Annotated in this window: 10 protein-coding genes and 1 pseudogene; all 11 read right to left on the bottom strand. The window is 69.6% G+C overall.

The annotated features are described in order from the left end of the window. Positions 1 to 495: pseudogene (locus G3I54_RS24130) on the bottom strand (hypothetical protein); the annotation flags it as partial. Between the two features lie 157 nt (positions 496 to 652). Beyond that, entirely contained in the window at positions 653 to 2,164 is a 1,512-nt protein-coding gene (locus tag G3I54_RS24125; RefSeq protein ID WP_164616947.1) for a DUF4246 domain-containing protein, read from the bottom strand. 167 nt (positions 2,165 to 2,331) lie between these two features. Continuing rightward, complete coding sequence (locus G3I54_RS24120) at positions 2,332 to 2,979, bottom strand: OmpA family protein (protein WP_164616970.1); 648 nt, start codon at positions 2,977 to 2,979, stop codon at positions 2,332 to 2,334. A gap of 8 nt (positions 2,980 to 2,987) precedes the next feature. After that, a complete protein-coding gene (locus tag G3I54_RS24115) occupies positions 2,988 to 3,605 on the bottom strand; it encodes a hypothetical protein (protein ID WP_164616946.1) in 618 nt (205 codons plus the stop codon). Between the two features lie 34 nt (positions 3,606 to 3,639). After that, positions 3,640 to 4,248, bottom strand: a complete 609-nt coding sequence (locus G3I54_RS24110) for a pilus assembly protein TadG-related protein (RefSeq protein WP_164616945.1) — start codon at positions 4,246 to 4,248, stop codon at positions 3,640 to 3,642. Continuing rightward, the gene (locus G3I54_RS24105) at positions 4,248 to 4,478 is read right to left on the bottom strand and encodes a hypothetical protein (RefSeq protein WP_164616944.1); all 231 of its coding nucleotides are present in this window, start codon (positions 4,476 to 4,478) and stop codon (positions 4,248 to 4,250) included. Before G3I54_RS24105 ends, G3I54_RS24110 begins: the two co-directional genes overlap by 1 nt. Positions 4,479 to 4,682: 204 nt before the next feature. After that, on the bottom strand, positions 4,683 to 5,717 hold the full coding sequence (locus tag G3I54_RS24100) for a response regulator transcription factor (RefSeq protein ID WP_164616943.1): 1,035 nt from the start codon (positions 5,715 to 5,717) through the stop codon (positions 4,683 to 4,685). Between the two features lie 27 nt (positions 5,718 to 5,744). After that, on the bottom strand, positions 5,745 to 7,196 hold the full coding sequence (locus G3I54_RS24095; protein ID WP_164616942.1) for a histidine kinase: 1,452 nt from the start codon (positions 7,194 to 7,196) through the stop codon (positions 5,745 to 5,747). A gap of 140 nt (positions 7,197 to 7,336) precedes the next feature. After that, entirely contained in the window at positions 7,337 to 8,224 is an 888-nt protein-coding gene (locus tag G3I54_RS24090; RefSeq protein ID WP_164616941.1) for a DUF5936 domain-containing protein, read from the bottom strand. Between the two features lie 21 nt (positions 8,225 to 8,245). Continuing rightward, the gene (locus G3I54_RS24085) at positions 8,246 to 9,190 is read right to left on the bottom strand and encodes a type II secretion system F family protein (RefSeq protein ID WP_164616940.1); all 945 of its coding nucleotides are present in this window, start codon (positions 9,188 to 9,190) and stop codon (positions 8,246 to 8,248) included. A 10-nt stretch (positions 9,191 to 9,200) separates the two neighbouring features. Next, positions 9,201 to 10,538 (bottom strand): CpaF family protein, encoded by a 1,338-nt coding sequence (locus G3I54_RS24080; RefSeq protein ID WP_137231975.1) that lies wholly within the window; start codon positions 10,536 to 10,538, stop codon positions 9,201 to 9,203. Positions 10,539 to 10,572 lie beyond the last annotated feature (34 nt).

Raw genomic sequence — 10,572 nt, 5'->3', positions numbered from 1 at the left:
GGCTGCGGCGGTCGGGGCGGCCGGTGCGGTGCCGTTGACCCGGAAGGAGGCGCTCGCGGCCGGCCGGTCGGGGGCCGGGGCGGTGGCGACGACCTTCGCGGTCGGATGGGCGGCCGCGCACCGCGCGCAGCACTCCATGACCTGCCACCAGCGCCCTTCCCGGTCCGTGACGACCACCAGGACGACCGCGCCCCCGCACCGCCAGGGCGCGGGGCGCTCACGCGGCCCCGCGGGCCGGATGTGCGTGTGGCACTCCGCGGCCCGGCAGGCGCAGTACGCCGAGGAGCGGGGCGCCGGGCCGGCGCGCAGGTGGGCCTTGAGATGCTCGACGGCCGCCGTGCGGCCGACGGCCGCGGAGGGCAGCACCTGCGCGGCGCAGGCCGGCCGACTGCACGAGACACGTACGTCCGCACGACCGCGACCGACGGGATCCAGCCGCACCGTCCATGTGCGCCCCGTCACCCGTTCGTTCGTCGCCTGGGCCTCCACACCCATCACACCTTTCTCGCCGCCTGCTCGCATGTGCGCCTCGGCACCCCGGTCCCGCAGCACCCCACCCACAAGAACCCACAACGCAAACGACGGCCGGCCGTTCGGGTGACGGGCCCGGAGAGCATCTGGCCGGTTTGCTGCCATGCCGGGCAGGAGACGCTCAGTGCTCGCAGAGGGAGAATTCCCGCTCGTAGAGCTGTTCGTTGTGTTCGTCGACGAAGAACTTGCGTTCCCGCATGAGCTGTTCGCGATAGTGCTTGGCCTGTTCGAGCGTCATGGTCGAGGTCTCGGACCAGGGTTGCTGCGGTGGCACATCGGAGGTCGAGACGATCTTCTTCGACGGATCGACCAGGAAGAACGCGAGGATCTTGCGATATCCGGGGCGGGTGGGGTCCGCGAGACGGAAGGAACCGACGCGATGCTGCAGGATGTTCGGGAACGCCAGACAACGGCCGGCCGGGGTCGACGCCGATCCCAGCGTCTGGTTCAGCGCGTCTTCGTCCTCCAGGCCGTAGACCTCACGCAGACCGTTGTCGTCGTTCTGTTCGTAGCGCGGGTAGTCGAGCGCCGCCCGGAAGCTCAGCCGGCTTTCGGTGATGTTCTCGCTCTCCCAGTAGTAGATGCCGGTCGACACGATCCGCTCGTTCAGCATCCCCTCGACATGCCAGGAACCGCCGTCGTAATCGGGCTTGTCCGGGGTGAGATGAATGGTGGCGAGCTTGACGATGACCTGGAGGCGGCGGCCGCGCAGATCGACCCGGGCGGATGCGTCGGGCAGCTCGGGCGGAGTGTAGGCCGGGGCGTCCGGAACGACCGGACTGCGATTGACCCACCAGTCGTCCTGGGCCGTCTCCCAAGCGCTCAGGGCTTCCGCGTAGGCCTCGTCATCGCTGTAGGAGGACTTGTCCGGATGCTCCGGCTCGGAGTCGCCGTACCACCCGAAAGGATCGGCCTCGATCCGCAGGGGCCGCGGATGGCGCAGATCGGTGAGTACGTTCTCCAGCAGGGGCCGCATGCGCGCGAACAAGTCCGGCAGGACGGAGGCGAGTTCGCGATGGTTCTCCGGGTGGACGTTGTTCACGTACGAGCGGAAGGCGACATCGCCCTCGGCGCTGACGTCGACGTCCGTGGGCAGCCACTGGAATTTCTCGGAGAATTCGTAGGCGGTGTAGCGGTCCGTCGGGTTCTGCCAAGCCCGCTCGGGTGCGCCGCTCGCCTCCCGCACCAGGCAGAACAGCGAGGGGTGGACCAGATCCAGCACCTGGCCGCCGGATCCTGGATGCCAGTCCCGTTGTGCTTCGGGCACCTCCTCCAGAACCCGGACCGCCGCGCGCAGCCGGGAACCGAGCTCGTCGTCGACCAGCGTGTCCGACTGCCACACCCCGTCGACGGCGGACACCTCCATACCGGTCCGCCGGTCCCGTAGCGCGGCGTAGTGCGCGAGTTCGGCGAGAACATAACGCACCTGCGCCTCGGTGAGTCCTTGGGCTATCGCTTCCTGCGTCCACCTGGCGACGATGTCGGCGTCATTCATCTTGTCGAACCATTCGGGCTTCGACCGGATGTGTGCGCTGCACTGCATCATCTGGAGCTCCCGCAGCGTTCGGGGGGTCGCGAACGAAACGGAACGGGAAACATGAAAGGGCAGCGGAAAAGCGGACAGGCTGGTCAATTCTCTGGATCTTCCCGGTCGGCGTGTGGTGGCGGGAAGGATACGACAGCGGACTGACACGACAGCCGTGCTCGCGGGCACGCGAACTCACCCGGTGCACACACGCCCGCACCCGCCATCGCCGGGAGAGCGACGACGGGTGCGGTGGCCGGCGAGTGGAGAAGGAGTCAGGACCCCTCTCCGCGCGGGAAGGACACCTCCACGCGGCGGTTCTTCTTCCGGCCCTCTTCGTTGCTGTTGCTGGCGATCGGGTACTGCTCGCCGTAGCCCCGGATCTCGTACGTGATCGTGGGGCCGAGCTGCTTCGACAGGACCCCGTGCACGGCGTCGGCGCGCTGCTTGGACAGGACGTCTCCGTGGGCCGAGGAGCCGAGGTTGTCGGTGAAGCCGAAGACGCGGACCTTGGTCGCGTTCTGCTTCTTGATCTCCTCGGCGATGGCGGCGATACGGGCGTTGGCCGCCGAGCTGAGCTTCGCGCTGTCCTTGCCGAAGAGGACTTCGGCCTGGAGCGCGAACTTGATGTCGGCGTTGCTGTCCTCGCGGCGTTCCTCGCCACCGAGGTCTTCTACGACCTGGACGATGTCGAGGACGCGGCCGGGGGCGAGGGTGCCGCCCTCCGGCATCTTCAGGTCGGGGTCGTTCGGGTCGACGGGTACGGGCGGCTCCGACGTCGCTTCCGTGCCGGGCGGGACGCTCGGCCCGTCGTCGGCGTACGAGGGTGACGCGCCGAGCAGCGTGGTGCCGGCGATCAGCACGACGACCGCGACGGCTTGTCCCAGGTTGTGTGCGACCCGGGGGCGGTGGGTGGTCTTCATGGCCGCACTCACCCAGAAATCTTGAGCGAGGTGGTGGCGAAGGTCGGGAGGGTGAAGTCGACCTCGGTCGTACTCTGCGGCGGGGCGGGGAACTGCATGAAGATCGGCGCCTTCTTGCCCGGAGCGAGGGATGAGATCGCCGTGGTGCAGAGGCAGCGGGAGTCCGTGTCCCGGAGCACGTAGTAGCGCTTCTTCCCCACCTTGTCCACGAGCGTCGCGCCGGCGACGGAGTTGGGGTTCTTGTTCACGATGTTCACCTCTGACCCGGACCACGCCGTGGTGATCCGCGCCTGGTCCCCCTCATTGGTGACTTCACCCTGAACGGTGAGGAATCCGCCCGAGTCGCGCTTGACCTCGTTGATCACCAGGACGAGCCCGCCCTGCCCCCGCGCCTCCGCGAGTTTCACGTCCGGATCCACGTTCTCGCCCGCAGCCGTGTCCTCCTGCTGCGGCTCGCCCTTGTCCTCCGCGGAGGGGCTGGCCGGCGCCGACGGAGCACTGGAGCCCTCGTTGCCGGGCTTCTCGCCTCCGTCGTCGCCACAGCCGGCGAGCGCGAGGGCGAGGGCAGCCGTCACCGTGACAGCCGTCATCGCCCTTCTGGTCGTCGTGGTCCGCCGCATGCTCATGGTCAGATTCCTCTACTCGTCGTTCGCTTCGCTGTCACTGGTCGACCAACCGCACATCGAAGAGAGTTCTGCTCACGCTCTCCCACGGTGGCGGGCTGCCGGGCGCGATTTCGAGAATCTTGCCGTTCCGGCACGTGAAGATGAAGAGGTCCTGGACTCCGTCACTGTTGAAGTCCACAGCTTTGGGGTTGGGGCAGCGGAACTCGATGAGCGCGGTGGCCTTGGCCTTCGCCTTCTTGTTCCGCGAACCGGGGATCACCGGCGAGTCCACCGGCTCACGGCCCTTGACCTCGACCGTGATGCGGTCGCGCAGATATCCGGGGGTCGGGTAGCAGAGCTTCTTGTCGGCGTCGTTGGCGTCGGCCAGCCGCTGGGCCTCGTAGCAGGGCGGGGCGAAGGGCGCGACGAGGAAGGCGTCCAGCATGTTGCCGGGGAGCGAGGCGTAGAACCCGGTCCCGAAGTCGTCACGTGCCTGTTGGGCCGCGGCCAGCGCCGCGGCGTCCGCCGCACCCTGGGAACCGTTGCGCAAGGCCGAGGCTTTGCCGACAGCGAAGAAGGCCAACGCAAGGAAGAGCAGGCCCGCCACCATCACGACGTAGATGGGGAAGGCCTGCCCTGCGTCGCCGCGAGGACGGATACGCATCAGCCAGAGGTGATCGCGGTCACCAGTCCGTCGATGCGCTCCGAGATGTTCCCGCCGATCCCGGCGGCCGCGATCGCACCGATGATCGCCACGACCACCAGGACGATGCCCAGGTACTCGAACGCCGTCTGCCCCCGGTCCTTCGCCGCGTAGCGCTTCTGGATGCTGCTGACGGCGGTGTTGGCCCAGCCGTTGACGCGGACGGCGGTCTTCAGGGTGATGTCCGACATGGTGTTCCCCTCCTGGTTCGGCCGACCGGTTGCCGGCCGACTCGCACGTTCCTGCGGTGCCGCCTTCGATACCGGCTTCCTCCCGGCCGGTGCCGTTGGCGACGTGAGAAACATAGAGGGAAACCGCCGCTGCCCCAGAGGGCCCGTGGGCCCATTCCCGGGCCCAAAGCGTGTACTGGGCCCCCTCGTTGTGCGACCGCTCGGTCATGGCTGCCGCCCGGGGTTCCGGGGCGCGGTGCCGAGCCAGTGGGCGATGGCCTCGCTGCGGGTGGCGCTGTGGAGCTTCGTGAAGATGCGGTTGATGTGGTTCTTGACCGTCTTCTCACTGATGAAGCAGGTGGCGGCGATCTGCTGATTGCTCATCCCGGACGCAATCAGGTCCATGACCTCCACCTCCCGCGAACTCAGCTTGTACTGCTGCCTGTTGGGGGTGGGCGCCGACCCCCCGGACACAGAAGACTGTCCCACAGAGGGTTGCAGTTGCGAAAGACTTTCCGAATTTTCGAGAGGGCCCGGCGGTATGCGCACGGGCACGGGCGGCGTCGTCAGTGCCGAGCCCAGGCCCTCGGGCAGGGGGCCCCGTTGCGGGGTCGTCCCCTGGCGCATGTGGGCCAGCAGGGCGTCCGCCGCCGTGGCGGTGAAGTGGGCGCGGCCGTCCTTCGTGTCGCGTACCGCCTGGACCAGTTGGTCCGCCGTGAACTCGCCGTGCACCAGGTAGCCGCCCGCTCCCAGGCGCAGCGCCTCGTGGACGATCTCGCTCTCGCGGCTGTACGTCAGCATCAGCACGGGCGCGAGGCCGACCAGGTGCGGCAGTGCCGAGATGCCGTCCACGCCGGGCATCCGGACGTCGAGCAGGACCACGTCGGGGCGGTGCTGGTGCGTCTTCTCGTAGGCCTCGCGGCCGTCCGCCGCCTCTGCCACGACCTCGATGTCGGCCCGGCCCGAGAGCAGAACGCCCAGGCCCGCCCGGACCACCGGGTTGTCGTCCGCGACCACCACCCGGAGCCGTGCCGGTGCGGGGGCCGTCGGTGCGGGTGGGAACGGGGACGCGGTGGGCCCTCCGAACGGCGAGTACGGCGTCGACGTGGCCGGGGGCTGGATCGCAGTGTGCTGGGGTCCGGGGTGTCCGGCAGGGCCGGGGGCCCGGGTGAGCGGGATGTGCGGCGAAGGGGGCTGGGCGGCGTGGTGCTGGGCCGCCGCCCCGTAGCGGTTCGGTGCGGGGGAGACATCGTCCGGCATGCTGCGACCTCCTCTCAGGGTCGTTGGTTACGGGTGGGGGGTCGTGGCGTTCTCAGGTGCTGGTGCTGGTACAGACGACAGCGTCGGTGACGGCAGCGAGTACGAGGGCACGGGCGACGACGAGGACGCGGACTCAGGCGACGGCGCGGGCAGGGCAGCCGGTGCGGTGTTCTCCTCTGCGGCCGTAGCCGTCAACGCCGCCAGCGGCAGCTCCACCCGCACCTCCGTGCCCTTCTCCGCCTTCCCTCGGCCGATCCGGATGCGGGCCCCGATGGAGGCGGCCCGCTCCACCATGCCGACCAGGCCGAAGTGGCCGGCCCGGCGGAGGGTGTCGAGCGTCGTGCCGGGGGGCAGGCCGCGCCCGTCGTCGTACACGCTGAGGCGGAGCATGTCGCCCTTCACGCCCGCGAGGACGATCAGGTACGTCGGGCCCGCGTGGCGGTTCGCGTTCTCCATGGCCTCCGAGGCGACGGTGAGGAGCTGACGGGCCACCGCCTGCGGGACCGGTGGCACCGGGGTCTCCTCGGACAGGCGGCGGAAGGTGGCCGTGACCGGGTGGCGGGCGGTGAAGTCCTGGGCCTGGGCCGCCAGTTCCGCGAGCAGGTCGACGCCGCCCTCCAGGCCCTGTTCCCGGCGGAGGTCGCTGAGCAGTTCCCGGGACTCGGCGGCGGCCCGGCGGGCGGCGCGGGCGACCAGGTCCGCCTGGAGCTTCACGGTGGGCGGGTCCATCCGGTCCGCCGAGCACGCAAGACCGTCGGCGGCCAGCGCCAGGCCGTGCAGGGTCTTGGCGACCGAGTCGTGCATCTCACGGGCGAGGCGCGTTCGTTCGCCCTCCACCGCCTCGGTCACCGCCAGCCGCGCCCGGGTCTCGGTGAGCGCCTGGGTCGCCGTTCCGAAACGCAGGAGCAGATTGCGCAGGGTGACCCCGACCGCCCCGGCGATCACACAGAAGCCGGGCAGGAGGAGCCCCGTCGCGCCGCCCGCCTCCAGCTTCGGGACGCTGGCGTACACGCCGAAGACGATGACCACCTGAAGGGCCGCGAAGACCGCCGCGCCGCGCCAGCCCTGGACCAGGCCCGCCAGCAGCGGGGTGCAGACGGTGACGTACGCGAGGGTCGACTCGGGGGTCGCCGTGATCAGCAGCAGGGCGCCGAAGAACACGTCGACGGCCAGCAGCCAGGGGTGGCGCAGGAGCACCGGGCCGAACCGCTCCCAGTCCCGGAACAGGAGGTACGAGCCCATGAAGGTGACCAGGATCGCCGTGCCGATGAACCAGGTGGGCAGACCGGGCGCGGTATGGCTGATGGCGTACGGGGTCGCTATCGCGATCATCGCCAGGCGGAAGCCGAAGACCTGGCGGCACATCGCCTGGAGAGCGTTGACCTGGATGGCGAAGGCCGGGCGGGCCGGAGTGCCGGAGTGGGCGCGGGTCAGTTCCGCGGTCAGTCCCGGCTGGGCACCGCTGAGCTGGTATGCCATGTGCCTGTCACCTCCATCTCGTGCCCCGTAATGCCCTTACGCCCCGCCCGTCCCGCACATCCCGCGTGTCCCGTGGAGCCGGCGCCCGAAGAGCGTTCCGGGGCGCAGAGGTTGCGTCCCCATCCCGCTCCCCGTTCATGTCATCCGCCCGTGAGGAACGCGAAGTCGACGTCGGCTCCGTACACGAATCCGACGGTGAGAAGGACGAGCGTGCCGGGGAGGAGGAACGTGGTCACCGCGAACGTGGCCTTCGGGACCGCCTTGGCCGCCTTGCGGCGGGCGTTCTGGGCGTCGGTGCGGCGCATGTCGTTGGCGATCTGGATGAGCGTCTCGACGATCGGCGCACCCAGCTCCTCGCCCTGCTGGAGCGTGGTGACGAACATGGCGACCTGTTCGGAGTCGTTGCGTCTGCGCAGTTCCTCGAAGGCCTGGCGGCGGCTGACGCCCATGTCCATCTGCCGCAGGGTGATGCGCAGTTCGTCGGACCAGGGGCCCTCGTACTTCTCCGCGACCCGGTCCAGCGCCTGCCGGAAGCCGAGCCCGGCGGAGACGACGACGGCCAGGACGTCGAGGAAGTCCGGCAGGGTGCGTTCGATGTGCTCGCGGCGGACCCTGATCGCCGACCAGATCCCGGCCTCCACCCAGAACAGGCCGAACGCGACCATCAGGAGCGCGAGGAACAGTTGGCCGCGCAGGAGCATGGAGAACGCGCCCAGAAGGCCCAGCGCTCCGTAGACCGCTCGGCGGGCCGCGTAGCGGTCGATGGTGAGGCCGCCGGGGTTGCCCGCCAGGTCGATCTGTCGGCGTTTCTTGTTGACGGCCTTGGGGCCCATCATCCGCAGGACCGCGGGGGCCCAGCGGATGCCGAGGCGGTCGATGCCGGAGCCGACCGCGCTGGTGCGGGAGGAGCCGGATTCCAGGGCCACGGCGAGGTCGCCGGGGAGTTTGGCGTCGGCCCGGTACATCCGTATGCCGTGGATGGCCCCGTAGACGGCGAGGCCGACGACCAGGGCTAGCAGCAGGTCCATGGCGGTTCTTCTCCCAGCTCGTCAGACGTCGATACGGGACAGGCGGCGGATCAGTACGAACCCGATCGCGTACAGGGCGATGGCGACGACGACGGCGGCCTGGCCGATGAACGCGCCCGTCATCCGGTCCAGCGCCCCGGGCATGACCGCGTTCATGAGCAGCATCGCGCCGACGCCGAAGATGGGTACCGCGTAGGCGGTGACGGTGACCTGGGAGAGCTGCGTCTTGACCTCGCGGCGGGTCTCCTTGCGCTCCTCCAGCGTCTCGGTGAGGTTGCGCAGCGAGCTGACGACAGTACCGCCGGCCCGGTTGGAAAGGACCAACGTCGTTACGAGTACGACCAGTTCGCGAGACGGCAAGCGGTCCGTCAGTTCGCTGAGCGCGTCCTCCAGGGGCTCGCCCACAGCCAGCCGCCGGGCCACCCGCGCCAGCTCCTCCCCCGCCGGGTCCTCCAGCTCCTCCGCCGCCATCGACAGCGAGGTGCGCAGGGCCAGGCCCGCCTGGGTGGCGTTGGCGAGGATGCGGGAGAGTTCGGGGAGCTGGTTGATGAAGCGCTCGGTGCGCTTGACCCGCTGCCAGTTGAGGAACGCGTTGGTGCCCCAGAGGCCGATCAGCGCGGCGACCGGGCCGAAGAACGCGGCGAGCATGGACGAGGCGATCATCCAGAGCCCCGCCATCGCGACGATCGCGTAGACGAAGAACTCGCCGGGCGTGATGTCCATGCCGGTCGCGGCGAGCTTCAGCTCCAGCTTCCGGCCGAGCGCGGTGGCGCGCAGCCTGCGGTCCAGGCCCTTGAAGCGGCGGGGCCGGCCCGTCTCGGGTATCTGGCCGACGTGGGAGAGCCGCTCGACGAGGGCGTCGCGGTCGGCCTTGCCGCCGGAGTAGGCGTACAGGCCCATCACGCCGAGCACGCAGCACAGCAGCGTGACGCCGATGGTGACCAGGGGGAGGTTGACGTTGTCCATGGCTCGGTACCTAGTTGGCCTCTCGGGTGGCGAGCTGTTCGGCGGACTGGGCGACGCCGAACGCCTGCGGGATGGGCTGACTGGCCAGGTAGAGGCGCTCGGCGAGCCTCCGGGGCAGCGGGAGGTACTGGAAGTCGCCGTGGATGCGGCCGTCCGCCGACATCGGCCGGGCGTCGAAGCGGGCGACCGTGACGATGCGGTACGGGTCGCGGCCGTGCGAGTCCAGCACGGCGATCTCGGTGATCTTCCTGGCTCCGTCGGCGTGCCGGGTGAGCTGGACGATCACGTCGACGGCGCTGTTGATCTGGTCGTGCAGCGCCTCGAACGGGATCTCGACCTCCGACATCGAGGCGAGGGTCTGGAGCCTCATCAGCGCGTCCTCGGCGCTGTTGGCGTGCACGGTGGCCAGCGAGCCGTCGTGGCCGGTGGACATCGCCTGGAGCATGTCGAGCGACTCGCCGCCTCGGACCTCACCGACGACGATCCGGTCGGGGCGCATACGCAGCGAGTTGCGGACCAGGTCGCGGATGGTGATCTGGCCCTTGCCCTCGACGTTGGCCGGGCGGGACTCCAGCCGGATCACATGGCTCTGCTGGAGCTGGAGTTCGGCGGAGTCCTCGATGGTGACGATGCGCTCGGCGTTCGGGATCAGTCCGGAGAGCGCGTTGAGGAGGGTCGTCTTGCCGGTGCCGGTGGCGCCGGAGACGATGATGTTGAGCTTGGCCTGGACGAGGCCGGCGAGCAGCACCAGCATCTGTTCGTCCAGCGAGCCGAAGCCGATCATCTCCTGGAGCGTGAAGGAGCGCGGGAAGCGGCGGATGGTGAGCGTCGCGCCGGTCAGCGACAGCGGCGGGATGATCACGTTGACGCGTTCGCCGCTGGGCAGGCGGGCGTCGACCATCGGGTTGGACTCGTCGACGCGGCGGTTGACGGTCGACACGATCCGCTCGATGGTCTGCATCAGCTGCTCGTGGGAGCCGAAGCGCATCGGGAGCTGTTCGACCCTGCCGTTGCGTTCGACGAAGATCTGGTCGGGGCCGTTGACCATGATCTCGGTGATGGACGCGTCCTCCAGGAGCGGTTCCAGGATGCCGAGGCCGAGCGCCTCGTCCACGACGCGGCGGATCAGCTGCGAGCGCTCCACGGTGGACAGGACCGGGCCCTCGCGGCTGATGATGTGGCCGAGGACGCGTTCCAGCCGGGCCCGCCGGTCGGCGGCGGCCAGCGAGGACATCTCCGCGAGGTCGATCTCCTCCAGCAGCTTGGCCCGGTAGGTGGCCACCATGTGGCCGTCCTCCCGTGCCCCGCCCTGCTCCTCCGGAGCGGTCATGCGTGCCCGCAGGCTCATCTGCGTAACTCTCCTCGTCGGTCGTCGGGGTCGG

It is taken from the genome of Streptomyces sp. SID14515, from assembly GCF_010548505.1.
Lineage (GTDB): Bacteria > Actinomycetota > Actinomycetes > Streptomycetales > Streptomycetaceae > Streptomyces > Streptomyces caviscabies.
Note: the sequence above shows the minus strand (reverse complement) of the source record. Positions and strands in the feature narration are given on the sequence as shown.